The organism is Oleiharenicola lentus, assembly GCF_004118375.1.
Lineage (GTDB): Bacteria > Verrucomicrobiota > Verrucomicrobiia > Opitutales > Opitutaceae > Lacunisphaera > Lacunisphaera lenta.
Genome location: NZ_SDHX01000002.1, coordinates 839,681 through 861,762, shown reverse-complemented (window position 1 = coordinate 861,762; position 22,082 = coordinate 839,681). Strand labels below are relative to the sequence as shown.

General features: G+C 63.2%; 18 protein-coding genes and 1 tRNA gene. 14 read left to right on the top strand and 5 right to left on the bottom strand.

From position 1 onward, the window contains the following. The first annotated feature begins 156 nt into the window (after positions 1-156). The 4 genes from ESB00_RS17405 (at position 157) to ESB00_RS17390 (ending at position 2,309) form a co-directional block, all read left to right on the top strand. Positions 157-792 (top strand): hypothetical protein, encoded by a 636-nt coding sequence (locus ESB00_RS17405; RefSeq protein WP_129049139.1) that lies wholly within the window; start codon positions 157-159, stop codon positions 790-792. A gap of 65 nt (positions 793-857) precedes the next feature. Further along, positions 858-1,478, top strand: coding sequence for a DUF2971 domain-containing protein (locus ESB00_RS17400; protein WP_129049137.1), 621 nt, complete (start codon positions 858-860; stop codon positions 1,476-1,478). A 113-nt stretch (positions 1,479-1,591) separates the two neighbouring features. Further along, positions 1,592-1,873: an MbcA/ParS/Xre antitoxin family protein gene (locus tag ESB00_RS17395; RefSeq protein WP_129049134.1), complete on the top strand. Its 282-nt coding sequence runs from the start codon at positions 1,592-1,594 to the stop codon at positions 1,871-1,873. 217 nt (positions 1,874-2,090) lie between these two features. Beyond that, complete coding sequence (locus ESB00_RS17390) at positions 2,091-2,309, top strand: hypothetical protein (RefSeq protein WP_129049132.1); 219 nt, start codon at positions 2,091-2,093, stop codon at positions 2,307-2,309. 654 nt (positions 2,310-2,963) lie between these two features. On the opposite strand, the gene ESB00_RS17385 is transcribed toward ESB00_RS17390, so the two are convergent. Then, positions 2,964-3,335 carry a hypothetical protein gene (locus tag ESB00_RS17385; RefSeq protein ID WP_129049129.1) on the bottom strand — a complete coding sequence of 124 codons (372 nt, stop codon included), beginning with the start codon at positions 3,333-3,335 and terminating at the stop codon, positions 2,964-2,966. A gap of 277 nt (positions 3,336-3,612) precedes the next feature. Between ESB00_RS17385 and ESB00_RS17380 the strand changes: the two genes are divergently transcribed. Continuing rightward, on the top strand, positions 3,613-4,755 hold the full coding sequence (locus ESB00_RS17380) for a MobA/MobL family protein (RefSeq protein ID WP_129049127.1): 1,143 nt from the start codon (positions 3,613-3,615) through the stop codon (positions 4,753-4,755). A gap of 1,251 nt (positions 4,756-6,006) precedes the next feature. On the opposite strand, the gene ESB00_RS17375 is transcribed toward ESB00_RS17380, so the two are convergent. Then, a tRNA-Leu gene (locus tag ESB00_RS17375) sits at positions 6,007-6,094 on the bottom strand. A 319-nt stretch (positions 6,095-6,413) separates the two neighbouring features. Here ESB00_RS17375 and nadD point away from each other — a divergent pair. The 8 genes from nadD (at position 6,414) to ESB00_RS17335 (ending at position 16,050) form a co-directional block, all read left to right on the top strand. Next, positions 6,414-6,992, top strand: coding sequence for a nicotinate (nicotinamide) nucleotide adenylyltransferase (nadD, locus tag ESB00_RS17370; protein ID WP_129049125.1), 579 nt, complete (start codon positions 6,414-6,416; stop codon positions 6,990-6,992). A 6-nt stretch (positions 6,993-6,998) separates the two neighbouring features. Continuing rightward, a complete protein-coding gene (rsfS, locus tag ESB00_RS17365) occupies positions 6,999-7,424 on the top strand; it encodes a ribosome silencing factor (RefSeq protein WP_129049122.1) in 426 nt (141 codons plus the stop codon). A 168-nt stretch (positions 7,425-7,592) separates the two neighbouring features. Then, positions 7,593-7,940 (top strand): type II secretion system protein, encoded by a 348-nt coding sequence (locus ESB00_RS20150; protein ID WP_129049119.1) that lies wholly within the window; start codon positions 7,593-7,595, stop codon positions 7,938-7,940. 424 nt (positions 7,941-8,364) lie between these two features. Then, entirely contained in the window at positions 8,365-8,712 is a 348-nt protein-coding gene (locus tag ESB00_RS20145; RefSeq protein ID WP_129049117.1) for a type II secretion system protein, read from the top strand. 225 nt (positions 8,713-8,937) lie between these two features. Continuing rightward, a complete protein-coding gene (locus ESB00_RS17350) occupies positions 8,938-10,752 on the top strand; it encodes a glycosyltransferase family 39 protein (protein ID WP_164976286.1) in 1,815 nt (604 codons plus the stop codon). Between the two features lie 9 nt (positions 10,753-10,761). Then, complete coding sequence (locus tag ESB00_RS17345; RefSeq protein ID WP_129049112.1) at positions 10,762-12,600, top strand: glycosyltransferase family 39 protein; 1,839 nt, start codon at positions 10,762-10,764, stop codon at positions 12,598-12,600. A 94-nt stretch (positions 12,601-12,694) separates the two neighbouring features. Then, complete coding sequence (locus ESB00_RS17340) at positions 12,695-14,224, top strand: hypothetical protein (protein ID WP_129049110.1); 1,530 nt, start codon at positions 12,695-12,697, stop codon at positions 14,222-14,224. 26 nt (positions 14,225-14,250) lie between these two features. Beyond that, positions 14,251-16,050 (top strand): hypothetical protein, encoded by a 1,800-nt coding sequence (locus ESB00_RS17335; protein ID WP_129049107.1) that lies wholly within the window; start codon positions 14,251-14,253, stop codon positions 16,048-16,050. Between the two features lie 72 nt (positions 16,051-16,122). Here ESB00_RS17335 and ESB00_RS17330 read toward each other — a convergent pair whose 3' ends face one another. Further along, positions 16,123-18,039 carry a glycosyltransferase family 39 protein gene (locus ESB00_RS17330; protein ID WP_129049105.1) on the bottom strand — a complete coding sequence of 639 codons (1,917 nt, stop codon included), beginning with the start codon at positions 18,037-18,039 and terminating at the stop codon, positions 16,123-16,125. Between the two features lie 110 nt (positions 18,040-18,149). On the opposite strand from ESB00_RS17330, the gene ESB00_RS17325 reads away from it, so the two are divergent. Next, positions 18,150-18,896, top strand: a complete 747-nt coding sequence (locus tag ESB00_RS17325) for a class I SAM-dependent methyltransferase (RefSeq protein ID WP_129049102.1) — start codon at positions 18,150-18,152, stop codon at positions 18,894-18,896. On the opposite strand, the gene ESB00_RS17320 is transcribed toward ESB00_RS17325, so the two are convergent. Together ESB00_RS17320 and ESB00_RS17315 are read right to left on the bottom strand one after the other, a co-directional pair. Then, positions 18,890-21,103, bottom strand: a complete 2,214-nt coding sequence (locus ESB00_RS17320; protein ID WP_129049100.1) for a hypothetical protein — start codon at positions 21,101-21,103, stop codon at positions 18,890-18,892. The two genes, ESB00_RS17325 and ESB00_RS17320, sit on opposite strands and share 7 nt — an antisense overlap. Next, positions 21,100-22,044, bottom strand: a complete 945-nt coding sequence (locus tag ESB00_RS17315; protein ID WP_129049097.1) for a glycosyltransferase family 2 protein — start codon at positions 22,042-22,044, stop codon at positions 21,100-21,102. Before ESB00_RS17315 ends, ESB00_RS17320 begins: the two co-directional genes overlap by 4 nt. Positions 22,045-22,082 lie beyond the last annotated feature (38 nt).

Genomic DNA, 22,082 nt, shown 5'->3' with positions numbered 1-22,082 from the left:
GGAGGAGGGTGAAATCAAGGAGGCAAAGGGTGTGCTTGCCGGGACGGGGTGGAACTGGAACGGCTTGCCGAGTAGCGGCGGGAAGATAGCTTGGGGTGAATGTTCCCGGCGATCGAAATGAGAATACGGGAGGAAGCGCACGACTTCCTGCGGAAAATGAAGACGCAGATCGATCAAACCGGGGGATACGATGCGCGGATCACGCTGGAGGAACCGAGCGAGACGCATTGCTCATGCGTTGGGTTTGCGCCGAAGGCGAAGCAGACGCATGAGGGTTTGGTCGGGATTTTCGTGAACTGGGCCCACGAATATCCGGTGATCCGGCTGCAGATCATTGCCAGCCGGTGGCAGCCTGAATGGCCCACGTATCAGGTGGTGCGCACGGCGGCGGAGGAGTTGTTTTTGCCGGTGATAAAGGAATACAACCGGCGGAATCGCACGCGGTATCGGGTGCGGATCGAGACACAGGAGGAGACGCTCCCGAAGCTGTCTCCCGCGGCCCAAAAGGCCTTTCACCAATTTGCGCACGGCGCCAACCAGCGGTGCCTGCATCCGTTGGACTGGCAAAGGTTCTACCGCTTTGTGCGGGTGTGCTACGCGACGGGAAACAGCCCGCATGAGGAGGACGTGGCGTTTTTCCTCAGAAAGGCCGGGTTCGAGTCGAAGTATGCGGACACGATCGCACAGGTGTTCATGCACTGCCGGGATTTTTACATCCACTCGGACCCGAGGCGGGAGTCGGGCTGGCGGCGGCGGAACCGGCCAAGGAATTTTAGGGAGGAGCAGCAGTGAACGGAGGAACAGCCGGGGGCCCGGGAATCGTGAGGCTTTATCGGTATCTTGCGGCGGAGTGGGCCATGAAGACGCTCGAGCAAGGGGAACTGCACGTAAGCCGGCTGGCGGAGTTGAACGACCCGTTTGAATTCCGGCCGGCGCTGGCGTGGGTGAACCCGGTTTTTCCACATGGAGTGGTGGACCAATTCCTCGGGTTCCTGGTGCGGGAGTTCAACCCGAAGATGGGGATCGTGAGTTTTTCAGAGGAGATCGGCGATCCGGTATTGTGGAGTCACTACGCCGACAAGCATCGGGGCATGGCCTTGGCATTCGATGTGATCCGGGACGACAGCCTGTGGCCGATGGCGTACCCGGAAGAACGGCCGACCTTCGATGTCCAGAAGTTTCCAGGGATGACACTGGAGGAGGCAAAGGCCATGGTGCACCGGATTCTGGCGGCAAAAGCACCGAGCTGGAGATACGAACGCGAACAGCGGGTGTTCGTGGATCTGCCAAGTTCGCGGCTGGAGAACGGTCATTACTTTCACCGGATTCCTGCGGATTGCCTTGTGCAGGTGGTGCTGGGGATCGCGTGTCCGGTTCGGGAAGTCGAGGTGCAGGAGGCCTTGTGGGCGGGAGGATTGGGTGAAGTGGCGGTCGTGCGGGCCAGGCGTTGCCTTACCAAGTTCAAGGTGCTGGTGTAGGTTCATGCGTTGCCGCTAGAATCTGGGCCGGCGGGCGAGGCGCAGAATGGGTGAGTGCGCATCTATGTGATGCGCAGGCCGGCAATCCCGCCAAGGCCGCGCCAATCCAAAGCATGAAAAGCACCCTCGCTCAAAACCAACGCTGCCGTCTCGAGGCCGGCATTACAGCCCACATCAAGCAGCTTCAGTATTTCAAGAAGCAGCTCCACCTGGTCGACGATAAGATCTTTTCGGCCGGGAAGGATCTCTTCGAAAGCGCACCAATCCTGGCCCTCTGGCTCTGCGAACCCGCCCCGTCGCTCGGCGGCAAGGTGCCGCTGAAGATCATGTGCACCGCCAAGGGCCGCGCCGCGGTCGCCACCGCCCTCGTTCGCATCACACACGGCTGCCTCTGACCGCGAGTAGTGCGTTTTCCATATTTCGCCACACTGGCCGAGGCCACGGATGGGATACGATCACCAGCTACGTGCAGCCATAGGTCTCGGTTTGGGCCACAGGCGGATGGTTGGGTCGGCGTCCACGGCTCCTGATGCGGCGCCAAGGTGAGGCTAGCGTGGGCGGGGCGGCTTGGGCGAAGGCCGGATTCGCATCTATCGCTACTCACCTATGAAAATGAACCATCCCAACCTGGATACGGCCATCAACGATCTGATCGCAGCCATTCGCAATATCACGCTTGGCAGCGTGGAGGGTGCGGTCATCGAAGCGGCCGGGCGTGAATTGATACTCAACTGGAAAGATTCCAACGGGGACGATCCCTTCGGTCCCATCGATGAGGGCGCGGAACTCGAGCTCTGGGCCAACAGGCAGGAGAAACTGGCCTCGGAGTGAGTTCACTCGGCGAGACACGCGCCATTCTTGTGTCCTCCTCCCAGTCACCTACACGGGCGCCGCCCACCCCACCGGCACGATACACCTATTTTTGTTACCTTCGGGGTAGGCTGGCCCATGCCTTGGGTGGGAACGCCCGAACAAGACTCTGGCGGGGTTGGCAATGATCAGGTGCTACAGAATGGTCGACGCCGAATTGAGTGCCGGCGGAGGGCCTTACCTCGGAACAACTGAAACGTTTATATACTGCCTTGGGCCGCCGGATCAGGGCCTTGGAGTCGCTGCGGTCTCAACTATCCCGGCAGGCATGGCTCCAGCAGTAGTGCCGCCGGCAGGCGAAAAGATCTTTTCCCGACCCGGGTCACCGTGGACTCGCGGGTCGGGACCGCACCGGTCCCGTTCGCGGCTCCCGCCGACCCGCTTGCGGCCCCTGTGACCCTGTCCGCCTGGATAGCATCTTTCCCCCATGACCACCTCCGCCCGCGCCCCGCCCTCCATCCCCCACCGGCCAACCCTGCCGTTTTCCCTCTTTGGGCAGGCTTGCCGGGGCCGGACGGAACCGAAGGCTGCGGTCTGAAGGGGGATGGCCGTTGGTTAGGGTCCGGTAGCGGAGAGGGAAGCGGGGGTGGGGTAGAGCCGGGCTGGGGGGGACGTTCAGGTTCCGGGATCCGGGGCCACGCCGGATGCAGCGGCGGGTGGGGGTTTGGGAAGGGCTGGGGTCGCCGGCTGGGCTGGTTCTGAGAAGTTGATCTGAGCCTGTCCCTGCTTGGTGTTGACCGCTGCGGTCATCAGGCCCGACAGCCTCTCGCGGTAATCAGGACGAAGGCTGGGCAGGACCTTGCTCAGTGCGCGTCGGATGGCCGGCTCCGTGAGTTGTTCGATAATGCAGCCACCAATGGCGAGACGTAGTTTCCGGTTTTCGTTTGCGATCTGGGCCTCGAGATCGGCCTTGAGCTGCTTCTCCCGGATCCGGAGCTGGGCTTTCTTCTGCTGGAGTAGGGCGAGTGTTTGGGCGGTTTTTTTCATGATGATTGGATTGGTTCGCTTTCATCATAGCACTCGCTGACGGGAGGTTGGTCCCATGTGGCGTGGGGTTCGGCCGGATGGATAAATCAAGATGACGGGTTGGGCATGAGGGGGTGGGGGGGATGGCAGGCTGTGGAACGGTCGGGGATTGGCGTGAGGTGGATTCGGGAATTTTTCGGGGTCGGGAGGGTGCGCACTTGTGCCTGCGCAACCTTAAGCAATCTGCTCCGTTCGCGGCCAAAGCCCTGCCGCCGGGAGCTGTGCTATATGGGAGGGTATGGCCAACTATCATTGCCAAATCCGTCCGATTCAGCGCAGCAAGGGCCGGAGCGTCATCCAACTCCTTGGCTACATAACCGGGCTAAAGCTGCGGAGCACGCGCACCGGCAGGACCTATCGCCGGCGCACCCGCGGTGATGTGGTCAGGTTCGCGTGCGTCGGGTCGAATCTCCCGATTCAGGACCTTTGGCAGAAGGCAGAGTCCGCCGAGCGGCGGAAGAATTCCATCGAGGGACGTCACCAGATCGTGGCCCTGCCTCGAGAAAATTCCCAAGAGGAACAGTGGAAAATGCTGGTGGCTATGGCGGAGGTGATCAGCCGGTTGCTGGGTGTGCCGGTGGTGGTTGCACTCCACGATAATGCCGGCGAGCTGGACAAGCCGCGCAACCCTCACGGTCACCTAATCTTTGCTACCCGGGTCTGGAATGAAAGGGGGCAGTCGTTCGGTGGAAAGACTCGCGCCCTCGATGTGGCGACGACCGGCTCCGTAATCATCGAGAGTATCCGGAAAAAATGGGAGGACATCGTCAACGCGGGGCTACCAGCAGGAGTGCCGAAAGTGAGTCGGTTGTCCCACACGCGGGCGGGCCGGAACCGGATTCCGCGGCGCCACCTCGGTGAGCGGGCGACAGAGCTGGAGCGCAAGGGGATTCCCACGCGCTACGGAAATTTCAATCGCAGAATCGACAAACTGGATCGTATCGCCGAACGGCGGATGAAAGTCGAGAACCAGTTGAATCCTGCCTCGATTCTAAGCCGTGCTGATCGGCAACGTGAGCTAGGGCTGCAGCGTGAGCTGGCGATAGCGGATGCGCTGATCGCGGATTTGTCCCCGATGCGTCGGAATCCCCCGGCCAATACCCCAGTCGTGGCCAATCAGACCAAGCAGTTTGATACCGGGAAAACCGTAGGCGCCGGCTCTGAGCGAAATGAGAGCCCCCAGCCGAGTAACTTGCCTATCATCGACCAGGCACCACCCCAAAACGGCGATAAAACCCAACCGCCTGAGGTATCTGGGGACGGCGGCCCAGCAATTCCTAGCCAGTTGCTACCGCTATCACTGGAGGAGGAACTGCGGCTTGCTTCGGAGGCTCTCGATGGTGCGACGGGGCCCGAAAAAGATCTTTTGCCGCCGTTATGAGCTAATCGTTCCGAGGGCAGTAGAGGCCTCTTTGGGCTGCTCGGGTAAAAAAATCGCGTGCTAGAATTATGCGACTATGGCCAAGAAGAGCATCAATAAACTGAACCGTAAGCACACCGGGGAGAGCTTCTCGGGAGCCCTTCGTAGTGTGCAACGCATCCTCAGTCAGCCCAGCGACACCTTAGTGCGCGAGCTTGTGACAGCGGCATCTGATCCTGCCGGCGGAGCATATGCTAAGGACCCCGACTGGTCGTGGGCGGTATCATGCGCCGCATTCGTGATTCGCCGGGGCGCTTGGGTGGAGGAACAGGTCCGTCTGGGTCGGCGAGTCACCCCCAAGGATAGTCGGATTGCGGGAATTCACAGCCTTTTGTGCGTCCGTTGCCAGGAGGTCTTGACAGGCCCTACCACTGCCACAAAGCCCGTGAATGCGCTCTTGGCTAAACTGGCGGTGTCAAAGAATTCGGCGACTCCTGCCGCACGCATTAAGGCCGAAAAGCCGGTGAAGAGCACCCCGCGGCAGCGGGGTGCCAAGTATCTCGTTCTTGCGCGCGAGTCGTTGGCCGAGGACGGTAATCTGGCGGAGCCCATTGAGCTGATTGATCAGGCGTCCGAGGCGCTTGAAGCAGCATCTTAGACCCTCATTGATTTTCATTGTGCTACCGCCGGAGCAACCAGTTCGATCTCTATACTATACAAAGATAGTAATGGGGAAGACGCCTCGTTGTTGCCGATCGACCTCGAACAGCGGATCGCAGACACGGGGGCAGGGATTCGACAGAAAGATCTTTCACGATTCAGCAGGCTTCGTCCCAAGACTTAGACCCAACGCATACATGGGTCGGGCATGCCAAAGGCTAGCATCAGGAAGGCCGATCAGCCCGTGAAATCGGCCGTGCTATATTCAAGAATGCCATGAGCACCATTCCATCAAGCAAGTCAGTCAGCGCCACTCTCGTGGCGACCACTTCGGTCGACGAGATTGCTCCACACGCATCTTCGGGGGCTATCATGTCGTTTGCCCTCATGTATGACGTCCCGGTCCCCTTGGAGCTTTTCAAGCTCGTGATCTCAAGGTCGGCGGCGTTTAAGGCACGAGCGGAGGGGCAGCTCCACCTCGAAGAGGTGGCGTCGCGTGCTGCCATCCGGCCGTCAGAGCTCGCACGTTACTTAAACCGGAGCAAGGCCTCCACGGTCTCAGTTCTTCCGAATAAGGCGGCTTAACTGCACGCATCGACCTGATGACGCAGTTGGTGCCCGGGGTGGGAATCGAACCCACACGGCCTTTCGGCCAACGGATTTTAAGTCCGTTGCGTCTGACCAATTCCGCCACCCAGGCAAAGCTTATGAGCCTGAGATTTCCGGTGTTTGAGGAGGTTGGCCAGCACAAGATTTGGAGGCGCAATCACGTCCTGAAAAAGTGGACAAGACTGTGGACAAGACCGTCAGCGACGTTTACCTAAGTAGCTTGTTCTTACTGCGCTCGAACCCACACTTCCTTTCGGAAAGGGGATTTTAAGTCCCCAGTGTCTACCATTCCACCACCCGGGCGAGGTTTGGGATTGCCGAGGGAGGATAGCGGCATGAAGTGGGGACGTGGCAAGAGACTTCACCCTCCGGCAAAGCGGGCTGCTTAAACCAGCGAAGCGTCAGCGCGCATGAAAATCGGCTTTCTGGGCGGCAGCTTCGATCCGGTCCACTTCGGTCATCTGATCGCCGCTCAGGATGTGCTCGAACAATTTCACCTCGACCGGCTTTTCCTCGTGCCGGCGGCCCAGGCCCCGCTCAAACCCAACGATGTGCAGTCCACGATCGAGGATCGCCTGACCATGCTGCAGGCGGCCACCGAGTGGGACCGAAGGCTGGAAATCTCCGACTACGAACTGCGCAAAGGCGGCATCAGTTACACGGTGGACTCGGTGCGGCATTTCAAGGCGCAGTATCCGCAGGATGAACTTTTCTGGATTATTGGTGGTGACCAGCTGCCACTGCTGCACCGGTGGAAGGATATTTCCGAGTTGGTGCAGTTGGTGGAGTTCATTTTCCTGGAGCGGCCCAAGCACCCGGTGAAGCCCCACGTCGAAATCGACGGCCTCCGACTGCACCGTTGCGACGGCCATCTGATCGAAATCAGTTCCAGCCAACTGCGCGAGCGCGTCAAAAACGGTCTTTCGCTGCATTATTTCTGTCCGCAGAAAGTGATCGCGTATATTGAGAGCCGGAAACTCTATCGCTGAAGCCCGATGAAATCCAAAACCGTCCGCAAGCCCGCCGCCAAGAAACCGACCAAGTCAACCAAGCCGGCCCGCAAGGCCGATCCCGCGCTGCAGCTGCTCAAGCTGGTGGTGCAGGCGATGGACGCCAAAAAGGCCGAATCCCTCCAGGTCTTGGATGTCAGCGACCAATCGAGCATCACCGACTACCTGGTGCTCGGCACCGCGACCTCCGAGCCGCACCTGCGGGCGTTGCGGGTCGAGTTGGAAAAGGTGTTGGACTCAAATCGGGCCAAGATCCTCGGCATGGATGCCGCCAAGGGCAGTGGCTGGACGGTCGTGGATGCGTTTGAGATCATGATACATCTGTTCACCGCCGAAAATCGCGACAAGTATCGCATGGAGAGCCTTTGGAAGGACGCCGTGGATATTCCTGTTATCAAGTTACTTAAGTAATCTTTTGTTTCCTTGCGTAGGCCGTGCGGGGAGATTGTCAGCATTACATTTATTTACCGACCCGTAAGGGAAATGAATCTTGTCTTGGGTCCCTTCATCGATTCAGATGCAAACCGCTCGCATGTATTGTGCGAGCATCTCATACATAAACATCATAAAGTTAAATCCATGAACATTCGTTCCTCCAAGGGCTTCACGCTCGTTGAAATCATGATCGTCGTGGTCATCATCGGCCTCCTCGCCGCCATGGCCATTCCCGCCTTCCAGAAGGTCCGTCAGGCCTCCCAGGACAAGGCCGTGTTGAACAACGCCCGCCAGCTGTCCGCTGCCGCTGACCAGTATTACCTGGAATACGGTGGTTCGTCCGTCGGCGTCAGCAACCTCGTTGGCGCGACCAACTACGTGAAGGCGCTCAACACCGTCGCCAGCGAGAGCTATCCTGCCACCTACCAGCAGGGTCAGACGATCACCATCACGGGCGTGGCCGGTCTCCGCACCATCACCTACGCTCCCTGATCATCTCGCTTGAGAAGCTATTTCGGCCGCCCTTCCGGGGGCGGCCTTTTTTTTGCCGGTGTATCGTGACTGACCAAATGTGCGGCAGATTGCCGTTGGTAACCAACAAGGGGTAGAAATTCCAGTGCGTGCCCCGCCTTGGCAGGAATGGTGAGCCTCAACGGAGGTTGGACAACCAAGCTAGAGAATTCTCAGCATCGGCTAATAGAGATGAGCCTTTGCTGTTTCAGGACCATCTGGATTCGCTGCGGCTCGCAGTCTCTGTATGCGATGAGGGCCAGTAGAGTAGAAATGCCCTGATTGGCCAACGTTACATTTTCTTACCGACGCCTAGATGAGATGAGCCTTGTTACGGAAGATACACTCGGCTGAGATGGGCGTTAATCGCACGATCTGTGCGGATAAACATCATAAAGTTAAATCCATGAACATTCGTTCCTCCAAGGGCTTCACGCTCGTTGAAATCATGATCGTCGTGGTCATCATCGGCCTCCTCGCCGCCATGGCCATTCCCGCCTTCCAGAAGGTCCGTCAGGCCTCCCAGGACAAGGCCGTGTTGAACAACGCCCGCCAGCTGTCCGCTGCCGCTGACCAGTATTACCTGGAATACGGTGGTTCGTCCGTCGGCGTTAGCAACCTCGTTGGCGCGACCAACTACGTGAAGGCGCTCAACACCGTCGCCAGCGAGAGCTATCCTGCCACCTACCAGCAGGGCGAGACGATCACGATCACCGGTGTGGCTGGTCTCCGCACCATCACCTACGCTCCCTGATTATCTCACTTGAGAAGCTATTTCGGCCGCCCTTCCGGGGGCGGCCTTTTTTTTGCCGGTGTATCGGATTTGGCTGACGAATAGCGGCACAAGATTGTTCAAAGGGACTATTGTCCAAGGCTTTCATTGTGGCTTTAAACACGCCGTTTCGGAAGAGTGCATGCAGAACCGCCTATGAAACTACTCCAACTGGTTCGAGAAGACCGCCGCATGGGTGTCCTGCTATTGGCCGGTCTGCTGGCGATTATTTTGGGCTTCGTGGTGGTGCCACCGGCTGTCGCGCTCCAGGTGATGACCAAGGGCGGTTACTGGATCATGCTGGGCACGTTCGCCTGGTTTGGTTGGTCGCTGTTTCAGCTTTTGCGGGCCGATCGACCCTGGACCTCGTGGCGAAGTGAATTCCCTCCGGGCATCCTTCTGCTGTTGTTGGCTTGCGGGTCCCTGCTCCTCGTGCACGAGCGGTTCGGCTTCAAGATCCTGATGGATGAGATCATGTTGCTTGGCACGTCGATGGGCATGCACTTCGACAAGCAGGCCTATGTGCCGGTTCGGGCCCACGATCTTCAGGGGGCCTTCCAGTTGCTGGACGGCCAGCTGGACAAACGACCGCTGTTGCATCCGTTCCTGGTTTCCGTGTTGCACGATCTGACCGGTTACCGGCCGGAAAACGCCTTCGTGCTGAATGCCGGGTTGGGCTTCGGATTGCTGTTTCTTGTCTATGCCGTGGTGCGCAAGCTGGCCGGGATGATGGGGGCGGTGCTCGCGGTTCTGTTGCTGAGCAGTCTGCCGCTGCTGGCGCAGAGCGCGACGGGCGGAGGTTTTGATCTTTTGAACCTGGTGATGATCACCCTGACGCTGACGCTGGCCGTGCGCTATTTTGTCCGGCCGGACCAATTGAGCCAGCAAGCCATGTTGCTATCCGTGGTCCTGCTGTCTCAGACCCGCTATGAATCGGTGCTCTTCCTGATTCCGGTCGGGATCATGCTGGGGTGGGTTTGGTGGCGGCAAGGTCGGCCGCTGCTGAGTTGGGAAACGGTCTTTGTCCCTTTGCTCTTTGTGCCGGTCGCATTGCACCAGAAGATTTTCAGCGCCCGTGAATCGGCCTGGGAATTGGCGAGCCAGCCGGGATTCGATCGCCCCTTCTCCCTGGGGTATGCGGCGGTGAACCTGCCGCATTGGCTGAACTTCTTTTTTGACACGACCGGTGAGCATTCCAACGCCCTCATCTTGTCGGCTCTCGGGTTCGTGGCGCTGCCCTTCCTCCTGCTCTGGTGGTGGCGCACGCTGAGCGCAGCCCGCACGACTGGGCCCACGATTCCGGTTGCGCATGCGATCTTCGCCACGGGATTTGCCGCGCACACCCTCCTGATGCTTTTCTATTTCTGGGGCCGCTTCGACGATCCGGTCATCCGCCGCCTCAGCCTGCCGCTGAACCTCTGGCTCGTGTTTGCGATTGTCACGGTGGCAACCCAGTTCGCCCGCTTCAAGTGGCTCTGGCCCGTCCTGCTCGGGCTCACGGGTGTCGGCTATTTTTCTTTCTCGCTGCCGGCCATGGCCCGGCATGACTACTCGCTGGACTACTATGTCGGAAGGGAAACGGAGTGGCGCCGGGAGTTCATGAGCGCCCATCCGGAAAAGGACTATCTTTTCATCGATCCCGAGGCGCTGATCTGGATCACCCACAAGGTATCGGCCACGCCGGTGCGCCAGGCGCTGGAGCGGAAGGACATCCTGGAATTCAATTTCCGCAATCACACGTTCACCGCCTTCTATGTGTTTCAACGCTACCAGGTGGATCCGGACACCGGCCATCTGAACGTTCAGCCTGATTACGACCTGGGGCCGGATTATCAGCTCGAGACCGTGTGGGAGCGGCGGTTCACGCCCATGACCGTCAGCCGAATCAGCCGGGTTGTGGCGATCAAGGGTGGCCCCACCACCATGCCGCCCGCGCCGGTCAAGGCCGATACCCTCACGCCGGCGCAGAGGGAGAAGATCCGGCAGGAATATTTCGACAACCTGATCAGGCGCCTGCCCTGAGCCCGTTTCATGAGCGTGCCCCCTGAGTCACAGTCCCTTCGGATGGCCGTGCCCTGGCCCCGGTTGGGGGCCTTTGTCGGGGCGGGATTGGCCGCCGGCTATCTTGGATTTGTCTGCTTCACGCCGGAAGAATCCCGCCAGATCCTGCGGCAGGGAGGTTATTACTTCATCCTGACGACCTTCTCGCTCTGGCTCTGGTCGCTGTGGCAGGCCCGGGATCCGGACCAGCCGGAGACCGACGAATGCATGACGCGCACCGACTGGCTCCTGGCCCTCGGGGCGATCGGCCTGATGACCGGCCTGGCGCTCGCGCACGAAACCTTCCGGAGCAAGATCCTCTACGACGAGTATGTGCTGCAATCCACGGCCTACAACCTGCACTACTTCCGGGACAACTCCGCCATGGTGCGCGGCTATGAACTCCAGGGTATCTTCCTCTCGACCGACAGCTACGTGGACAAGCGCCCCGTGTTCTTCTCGTTTCTTCTGGCCACAGTGCATGACCTGACCGGGTTCAGGACGCAGAATGTCTTCTGGCTGAATGCAGCACTTTGCGCGGGCGCGCTCGCCCTGGTGTGGCGGATCGGCTGGCGCCTCAATCGGCGGCTGGGGGGAGTGCTGGCCGTGGTGCTGCTCGGTTCGCTCCCACTCTTCGCGCAAAACGCCACGGGGGCCGGGATGGAGCTGCTCAACCTGGGCATGCTGCTGGTGGCGTTGCATGCGGCGCGAGCCTGGCTGACGCGGCCCGATGAGACGCGACTCTCCGTCTTCGTCCTGTCCATGGTGTTGTTCTGCCAGTCGCGCTACGAATCAGCCGCCTATGTGCTGCCGGCCGCCCTCGCGATTGCACTGGGGTGGTGGCGGGCGCGGCGGATCGTCCTTTCGTTCAGCGCGGTGGCGGCTCCGCTCCTGCTCGTGCCGGTGGCTCTCCTGCAGAAGGTCATTTCCAGCAGCCCCGTGATGTGGGAGCTGAAGCAGAATCAGACCACCCGCTTCAGTGTGGAATACCTGGCGGAAAATCTCTCGGGCGCCTGGGGCTTCTTTAGCTCGACGGGCATCGCCCACGGGAACTCCCTGTTGCTGGGGGCGCTTGGGGCCGCGGCTCTTGGCTGGATTGGCTGGCGGCTGGTACGCTGTGTCCGGCTCCCCGGTTTCCTGAACCCGGACCGGTGGGCGCTGTTGCTCTTCGGCGGCGGCATTCTGGGGGTCACCTCGCTGATCATGTTCTACTATTGGGCCGCGTTAAACGACCCGATGGCCTCGCGGTTTGCCCTGCCGTTTCATCTGCTGCTGGTGCTGGCGGTTGTGGTGGCGGCTGCATCCTTGGACCGCCGTTGGCCGGTCAGCCGCGTTCTGCTGGTGCTGGCGGGGCTCTTCACCCTCGGCTCGGCGGTGCCCAAGCAGGCCTATCATTTCTACTCCCATATTGGCAATGACGAGCTCGAGTGGGAGCGCCGCTTCGTGGCCTCCCGACCGGCCGGCAGCCGGCTGATCGTCAGCAATAAATCCACGCTGCCTTGGTTGATTGAGAAGACCCCGTCCATTCTCCTGGAACGATCCCGCGCCGTTGCCGACCGGCTGGCTTGGCAGCTGGGCATGCCGGATTTTCAGGAAATCCTGGTGACGCAGAGCCTGCGCCCGACCACGCGCGAGGGCGATTATGAGATCGAGCCGGGCGATGCCCTGCCAGAGTGGTTCAAGACCGAGCCGCTCGCCGAGCGCCGCTTCGGCACAAAACTGGCCCGCATCAGCCGACTGGTGGCGGTGGATTTGCCGCCGGATTTCAAACCGTCCACCCCGCCGCCCATGGTTAGTGGAGAAGCGGGCGCCGGCCGGTCCCCGAACTGATCACCGGTCCATGTCCGCCCACGATCTGGTTGTTTCTGCTGCGGTTGAAAGCCCCTCTGCCCCGGGCCAAGGTTCGATGCGGAATTTTTCCCTGATGCTGGCTCTGCTCGCGGCGGCGGCGCCGGCGGTTTTCGCCTTCGTGTCCGGCAACATCTGGGAAGACTTTTTCATCACCTATCGGTGCAGCCTGAATCTGCTGAATGGAAACGGGCTGGTGTATGAGGCGGGCCGGCCGTTGCACGTGTTCACCTCGCCGCTCGGCGTGCTGTTGCCGGCCGGACTCGCCCGGCTTTGTGGCACCGAAGATCCCCACGTGGTCATGATTGCCTTCCGTGTGGTATCCTGTGCGGCCTTGGCGGGCGCCTGGTGGTTGGCCGCGGGCCGGCTGAGCGAAATGCGGGCCTTGTTGGTGACGGGCTTGTTCTGGATTCTGGATGCGAAACTCGCGGCCTTTTCCACCAACGGCATGGAGACCGCGCTGCTGGTCCTGTTTGTGGTGATGGCCTGGAGGGCGATGCTAGACGGGCGGATGCTGCTGGCCGGTCTGGCACTGGGTGGGGCAATGTGGACCCGGCCCGACGGATTTGTGTTTGTCGGCGCCGTGGCGGCCGGGGTGTGGCACTTTTCCCCGGGGCACCGACCCGGTTGGCGCGGCTGGGCGGTCATGGCGCTGACCGCGGCCGTGCTCTACACCCCGTGGTTTCTGTGGGCCTGGCAATATTACGGCACACCGGTGCCCAACACTATCCGGGCCAAGGGCGCACACTTGCTCAGCAGCGAAAATCTGGGGGCGCTGTTTACCTATCCATGGCGCTACGTTTTCGGTCACAGTACGGTTCACGATGCGTTTCTGCCGCCTTACTTCTTTTTCGGCGGCTGGCCGGTCTGGCTGGAATGGTTTGGCCGGATAATGGCGGTCGCAGCGGCCGCCGTCGCATTTTGGCCGCGTTGCGTCCGCCCGGCGCGGGTTGCCGGACTGGCGTTCGTGCTGGGCGGCGCCTACCTCACGGTGACGGCACGGGCGCCGTGGTATTTTCCCGCCTGGCAGGTGCTGGCCTACATCGCGATCGGCGGAGGCGTGGCCGCTTTGCTGGAACTGCCGGCCCTGCGAGGCGCGCGACGCTGGTGGGTGATCATGCCGGTCGCGGGGGTCATCGCTTTGCAAGCCTGGCTGTTTGTGGCGGTTTCCGTGCAGTTGCGCGAGCAGCAGCGGCTGGTCGAGTGGGGGCTGCGCGCTCCGCTCGGCCGCTCGATCGCCCAAGCCGCCCGCGGGCCGGGCGACACGGTCTTTCTGGAGCCGCTCGGCTACATCGGGTTTTTCTCCGGACTCGCGATGCGCGACACGCCCGGACTGTGCTCGCCCGAGGTTATCGCTTTGCGCAAGGGCGGGCTCCTCTCGCTGAGCGGCCTGGCGGTCAAGCTGGAGGCGGATTGGGTCGTGCTGCGGGGCATGGAGTTTCTGCGGTTTGGCGCCGACGAGAGGGTGGTGTTCGAGCGACAGTATGAATTGTGGCAAGTCATCGACCGACGGCCTGAAATCGAAGCCGTGGCCTGGCTGCCCGGGCGGGACTTCCTGCTTTTCGACGCCTACTACAGTGTGTGGCGTCGGCGCTCACCGCCATGAGCGTGCTTGAGCAGATTCTGCGGGGAATGTTGGTTCTCTCCGGACTGCTCCTGCCGGGGGCGGGCTGGGCTTTCGGGGCTCGGCTGCCGTTGCCTTGGCTGGCGGCCGGAATTATCTCCGCCCTGGTGTTGTTGGCGGGCGTGATCGGTTTGTCGGCTGCGCACGTCCCGATCAGCCTCGTTTCCCTTTCGCTGTGGCTGGCAGGGGTCGGCTTGGCGGGTGGATGGTATTGGCGGAGCCGGCCCGGGATTTCTGCGCCGGCCAGCCGGACGAATTGGCAGGACTGCTGGCTGGCTCTGCCGGTGCTGCCGATGCTGATCGTGGCGTGTTGGCGGGCCCTGACCCAGCCGCTTTCGGGCGTGGATGTGGATTTTCGCTGGAACCATCTGGCCCTCCAACTGGTGGCGCAGCAGGGGCTGGATTTTTATCCGCCGGTTTCGCCGCCGGACTTCACCCGTTATTTCTGGGCCGATGGCATCTCTCCGCTGGTGGCGGGCCTCTATGCCTGGACCTACCTGGCGGCCGGCAGCACGGCTAAGGTGTGGACCGCCATCCCGGTGGTCGCCCAGATGCTGGGCTTGGTTTTTTTGGTGCAGGCCCTGTCCCGCCTGTGGTCTTCGGATCATCGCTCCGGTTGGATCGGGGTCGCGTTGGCGGGGTGCTGCATGCTCCTGCAGTTCGCCTTCAACCTGGGGCAGGAAACCGGACTGACCGCGCTCGGGGTCGGTGGCCTCATGTATTACCTGACCCGATGGCAGCGAGGGGAGGGAGAAGGCTTGCTCCTCCTGGCGGCCCTGTGTGGCGGGTTGGTGGCATGCGCGCGGGAATATGGCCCGCTGTATCCCGGGGTCTCCGCACTGTGGCTGCTGTGGCGCGGGTCGGGCTGGAGAACCTGCGGGCGTTTTGTGGCGGCGGCGTTGCTGTTGCCGGGCTTATGGCACCTGCGGGTGTGGATCATCACTGGCAACCCGCTTTATGCCCACGATCTCGGGAGCCTCTTTCCCGGCAACCCGGTCTTCTCGGCGTGGATGCAGGCTTACATGGAAGCGTATGGCGGGGTTCTCGCGCAGGCGGTGGGGTGGCGGGAACTGGGTCGGCTGATCGTCGTCAGCGCGTTGCCTGCGACCGCCGGTGTGGCTGCCGGTATCGTGGTCATGCGCAAGCGCCCGGAAGCCGGCCTCGGTCTGCTGCTCGTTGCCGCCGGTCTCTGCACCTGGATCATCTCCATCCCCTACACGGCAGGCGGCCTGTTCTATTCGATGCGCGTGCTGAGTCCGGTATTGCTGCTGGGCTGTGCCTGGGGCGGTGCGGTGCTCGCCACCCTCGTGGTGCGGAAAGGGCTCCGTGTGGCCTGCGGCCTGGTGCTGGTGGTTTGGAGCCTGGATGCGAGCCTGCGGGCTCTCACCATTCCGCTGAACCCCTACCGCACACCCGTGCGCGCTTGGCCCGATGCCGGCGGCACCTATCAGGTCGAGTTTGCGCGGGAGGCGGCGGCATTCGTGGCGGCGGCAATACCGCACATCGAGGGGCGGGTGCTCTCGGATTCCGCGGGATTGCAGCACCTCTTTCAGGAGGGAGATCGCGACTTTGTGCCGCTCTGGAGTCCGGATGTGCGGTTTTTGTTCGCGAATGAGGCGGACAGCGATGCGGGAGGGCGGCTCCGGCGGCTCGGTTACAGCCACCTTCTGCTCAAGCGCGCCCAGTCGAGCATTGATTTCCTTGAGCGCACCGGCGCGTGGAAAAAACTGCAGGGGCAGCTGACGCCCGTGATGGCCAACGAGACCTACATCCTGCTGGCGCTGCGGGCACCGCCTGCGGCTCCGTGAGACGATGGCCCGGGGCGGCAACGCGAGCGGATGCTCGGCGCCGGTGAGGATGGCGCCAAGCGGCGCGTGTTCTCAGTCCAGCGCGGCCGCGAGTTCCTCCGCTGAGACGCGGTAAATGAGGATTGAATACCCGACAGTGTGATCCGGCGCACGGGTGCGCAATTGATGGCAGAGCCGTGCAAATCGCAGCTCGTCGTATTCCTGCCATTGGGATTGCGGCCAGGCCGCGAGATCGGGCGTCTGCTGCCGCAGCCGCCGGTAGGTTTGTTCAAATTCCGGCGTCCATGGTCCGCGGTATCGACTGTAAACCTGCTGCAGCATCGTTGCGCTGATACAGTAGAGCCCGGGGCGCGGCTCATAGCGCGGGTGCATGAACTTGAATCCGTTGATGAACGGCAGGCGCGTGGCGCGGATGCCGTAGTAGTTCGGCTCGCCGGAGCCGAAGTAGGAGAGATAAACCGGTTCGGCCGAGGGACCGGAGTTGTGGGCTTTCAGCCAGCGATCGAGACCGGCGAGATCCTGGCCCCAGTCGAGGGAGCTGTCCACGAGGAGGCGATAGCCGTTGGCCGGGCCGCCGGCGAAGGAGTTGAAATACGCGAGAAAATGGGGCGCGCTCGTCACGGCCGACACCGCCTGGCCGGCGACCAACAGGCCGATGGCGCCGGCCCGGACCATGCCCGCAAACGGAAGCCGGACGAATGCGACGCCGAGCAGGACATACAGCACTGGATACGTGGGCAGGATGTGTCGGTGTCCAATGTTGAGGCGGCTCGTCAGTGACAACCCCCAGTAGAGAACAAGGAACAGCAGCAGCGGGGCGATGCTCCACAGGTCCGTCCGGATCGGGGTGGTCCGCCGTTTCCAGCGCAAAGTCAGGCCAATCAAAGCGGACACCAGCGCGAGCAGCAGGGCCGGGGTGGATTTCCACAGAAAGGTCAGGGGGAAAAAGGACACCCAGCCGAAGATGCTGTATTCGCCGGCGAGGAAAGCGCTCCGGGCGCGGGCGGATTGCACCACCCAGGCATAGCCGTAAAGGAAGGCCTCGGGCAGCAGCTGCAGCTTGCGGCAGACTTCCACTACGGTTCCATGGATGCCGATATGAGGCAGCACCTGCTCCCAGCGGGCGGCGTAATGGGCGGCGGGCGGGACGTTCGCGGAGAATCCCGTGTAGCGGAAACCGTAGCAGGCCCAGATCAGCGCCATCGCCACCAACCCGTGCACCAGGAGCATGCACGGCACCAGCCGCCACCAGCGGCGGCGGTCATCGTCGCCGAGAATGCGGATCGCGATCAGCCCGGCCATCAGCGGCAGCAGCAGCACGGCGGAATACTTGGCCACGCAGGCGAGCCCGAAGACCGCGGCGCTGGCGAGCATGGCGGCCCGGCGCGGCTGCAGCAGTTGCAGCCAGAAGAGCGTGCCGCTGGTGAGCAGGAAAAAGCCGGCGGCCTGGTCGGAAGTGGCCAGGGCGGCATGGGCGAGCACATTCGGGTCGAGCGCGTAGCATGCCGCCGCGACGAGCCCGGCCGCAGGCCCGCCCAACCGCCGGCCCCACCAGAACACCAGCAGGGTTGTGCCCAGAGAAAACAGCAGGTTCAGCGTGCGGGCGAGCACCAGCATGGGGAAGTGATCGTGCCCGGTCTCATAGAAGAACTGGTGGCTGATCATCGTGCCCGAGGCGGTCCGCCAGGCCTCGTTGCCCCGCAGTTCCGGCGTGGGGGCGCCCGTCAGCCAGGCGGCCACGCCATGCAGGCGCTGCGGCAGCATGCCGTTCTCGGGCTGCACGCGGAAGTCGCCGTGCCGGTTCGCGAAATGCCCCTGCGTGACGTGGAGGATTTCGTCGGCGGTCACGCTTTTGTCCGTGATCGCCCACCGGGCGAGCGCCGCATGCAGGATCAGCACGGCCGCCAGCATCACCACCATCGGCCAGCCGGGCAGGTGCGCGGACGGTCCGCCGGGTTGCGGTTGTCGGGTGGGCGGCGGGCGATCCATGCGCGGGCCGACTTTGGGTGAACGCAACGGCCGGGCAAGATTACTTCCGGCCCGGCCTCCGGTGGTTAGCCTTGCCGCCGGTGCCGGGCTGGCCTCACTACTTCGCGCGCATGAACGCCGCGGAATACGCCAATCTGGAGCAGCGGGAGGCCACGCACTGGTATTACACCGGGAAGCGTGAGATCGCGATCCGCTGGCTGGAGCGCGTGGGGCCTCCGCGCGCGTCGGACCTGTTGCTGGATTGTGGAGCCGGCACCGGCCGTTTTGCCACGGAGATGGAGTCACATTGCCGCGTGATGGTGCTGGATGATCACGAGGAGGCCCTGCGGCTGCTGCGGAGGAAATTCCGCACGGAGCAGATTCTGAGCATCGCCGGGGACCGGGTGCCTTTGCCCGACGGATCGCTCGATTATGTGACGGCCCTCGATGTGCTGGAACACACGCCGGACGATCGCGCGGTGGTGCAGGGCTTTCACCGCCTGCTCAAACCGGGCGGCGTGGCGTTGGTGACCGTGCCGGCGGGCATGGCCTTGTGGAGCGACTGGGATGTCGTGCTGCACCACTTCCGCCGCTATTCCCGTCCGCAACTGCGCGCGCTCTTTCCCGAGCCGGATTGGGAAATCCTGCATGTGAACTACACCAACGTTGTCGTGTATCCGGCGGTCTGGCTGGTGCGCAAGTGGCGGAAGATCTTTCCGGCGCGCGCGGGCCAGTTGCGGTCCGAGGACAAAGTTCCCGCGGGCTGGCTCAACGCCCTGCTGCGCCGCGTGTTCGTTTCCATGGCCTTCTGGCGCCTGCCGCTACCGTTCGGGGTCAGCCTGCTGCTCGTGGCCCGGCGCAGGGCCGGTCCTCAGTAGGCCGAATCGCTCAGCGTGCGGCCGGTGGGGTCTCTCACCACCACAAGGTAGTCCTGCCACGGCAATCCGGCGGGCGGTCGGGGGCAGATCACCGAGAGTCGATAAAGCCCGTGGAGCGCTTGGACGGCCGGCAGCGGCACCGCGGGCCCGGTCGGCTGTCCTGTCGGGTCAACCGGTTCGGCCACTCCGCGATACGGCGGGGTCAGCAGCTCCGGGCCAATGGCCCAGGGCGCCTCCATGCCTTCGAGCCGGATGCGAACAGGTTGGCCGTCGAGGCGGACCAGAGTGCGCAGCAACATGGTGCCGGCTGCCTGCGCCGATTCGAGCAACTCAAAGCGTCCGAACGTGACCGCCCGGCTGCCCGCCGGCACATGAAAAGTGAAGTCCGCGTACCGGAACAGCGGCTGGTAGTGGCCGCGCACAAAATCCTGCAGCGGTCCGCCGAAGGGAATTTTCTCGCGCACCATGAACTCGTCGAGCGACTGCGACGTGATGAGCGCGGTGCGGGGTGTCGCCGCCAGCCGGGCGATGATGGCCTGCTGCTGCGCGGGGTTGAGCAGCCAGAACCAGTGCGTGGCGTTTTGCGCCGTCGGGGTCGGGAGGCCGCTCCAGAGGTTGTGGCTGAACATGCCCTGACGGGAAAACAGCAGGTCTGCGTGGACCTGGGCGTTGAGGTGCAGCAGGCGGAACGCCTGGCGGGTTTTGCCGTCGAGCCGGATGTCTCCCGCGCCGGGCAGATCGAGCGGGCGTGACTGCGTGTAGCGTTGCCAGCCCGTATGCCCCAGCAGCCCCAGCAGGAACACCGCCACCAGCAGCGCCACCGCGGCCGTGCCCCGCGCGACTGCGCGACCGGCCGGTCCCCAGCGTTCGGTCAGCGCGCCACCCGCCTCGAACAACCCGGCGACAAAAACCGGCACGCACAGAAAGGTGGCCCAGGCCAGCTGGCTGCCGGCGACCGGAAAGGCATGCAGGATTTGCGGCAACGCCACCCACGCGACTCCTTGCCGCGCGAGGTTGCAGTCGTTTTCCGCGGACGGAGTGAGTGGCAGCAGAAATACCGGCAGCAGCGGCAGACAGTAGGCCGAGAAGTGAAAGATGCCGGCATGGGTGGGCCAGTGACGGGCCAGCCCGGCCAACACGACCAGCGCCGCGATTCGGCAGGCGATCACCGCCAAGCATGTGAACCGGGCGATTTCCCCGGAGCGGCGGATTTCAAAACCGGCCTTGGTCACGACCGCAGCACCGAAGGCGAACAGCACCCAGACCTCGGGATACCAGTGCAGGCCCACGGTGAAATGGGCGGGCATGCGCAACGGATTCAGCAGGATCGCCTCCAGCAGCGATCCGGCCTCGGTGCCATGGCGGCACACTTGCAGGCAGATCACGCCGCCCGTCACGAGAGCAGCGACCGGCAGTCCGAGCCACGCCCGCGCTGGCAGCCGGCGGTCGTCGCTTTTGACCGGATGGGTCCACCACACACCGAGGACGGCGGCGGTGAACAGCCCCGTGAAGACCTGCACCCAACCCCGGTCGAGCTGACGCCCCATCAGCACCCAGGGCAGGGCGACCATGCCCGCGAGGGCGATTCCGGCGGCGGCCGCTTGCGCGCGCGCCGGCCAGGGCGTGTGACGGAGCGCGAAGCAGCCCAGGCCCGCGGCGAGCAGCAAGCCGACGTTGATCTTGGTTAACAGCAGCAGCGCCGTGATGACGCCGAGCGCGGCATAGAGCGTGCGAGGATGCCGCGCTCCCGGCAGTCCGCCCACCAGGGTGGCGGCCAGCGCGACCAGCAGCATGATGTGGCTGCCGGGGTGCGAGGGCTCCGAGGTGTTCTGCCAGCAGAGCGAGAAGATCAGCAGGCTCGCCACGACCGCTGCGACCTGGCTGCGGATCAGCCGCCAGCAAATCGCTCCGCCGAGGATCGAGGCCAGCACCCAGTGCAGCAGCGTCAGCATCCGGCCGAAGCCGTGTGTCAGCGGCTGGCCGGTCAGCGTGGTCGCCAGCTCATGGTAAACAAAGGGCCACGGACCGTATTGGGAAAAGATGTCGTCGTAGAGCCGCAGTCCCGCCAGGTAGTTCCGGATGGAGATCAGCACGTAGCCCTCGTCGTCGTAGGGCATGAAGGTCGTGCTGATGAGCAGGTAGCCGCAGACGGTCAGCGCCAGCCCCACGCCGGACCAGAGCGCAATCCTGGTGATCCGCTGCGTCATTCGCGCCGGGGCCTGCGCACGATGTAGGGCGGCCGCTGCTTCACCTCGTCGTAAACCCGGGCCAGATATTCACCGAGCACGCCGATGCCGATCAGTTGCACGCCGCCGAGAAACAGCACGAGCGTCACCAGCGTGGTGTAGCCGGTGGGCGCGGTCTCGATGCCCAGGATGCGCCGCACGGCATAGAAAATCGCCGCGGCGAAACCCATCACCGCGATGAAACACCCGGCGTAGGTGAGGAGCCGCAGCGGCAGGTAGGAAAAGCTGAAAACCCCGTCGAGGGCGTAGCGCAGCAGGCGGCCGAAGGTCTGCTGCGGCTGGCCGGCCGCGCGTTCCTGCCGGTCGTAAAGCACTTCGGCGGTCGGGAATCCGACCCACGAGCGCAGGCCCGGGAAAAAGCGGTTGCGTTCGGGCAGCCGGCACAGCGCCTCGGCCGCGGCGCGGTCGAGCAGGCTGAACGTGCCGGTGTTGGCGTCCATGCGCAGGTCGGCCACCGCGCCGAAGGTCCGGTGAAACAGGTCCATGCCCAGACGCCGCAGGCCGGTTTCCTGGCGGGAACGCCGGACCGCGAGCACGACCTCCGCCCCCTGCTGCCAGCGGGTGACCATCTCGCCGATCAGTTCCGGCGGGTCCTGCAGGTCGGCGTCCATCGTCACGGCGGCGTCGCTCCCGCGGGCCAGCGCCTCGGCGAGCCCGGCGGAGATCGCCGCCTGGAAACCGAAGTTGCGGGAAAGCTCGACCAGCACGAAGCGCGGGTCGGTCGCCGCCTGCCGGCGGATCAGCTCCGCCGAACGGTCACGGCTGCCGTCGTTCACCAACACGGCGCTCCAGCGCAGCGCCGGCTGGGCGGCGAAGCACGCGCCGAGCCGGGCAAACAATTCGGGCAGCACGGCTTCCTCGTTGAACACCGGGATCACAATGCTGACGGCGGCAGGAGTCATGGGAGCAGGCGCAGCGATGACAGATTCGGCGGCGGGAT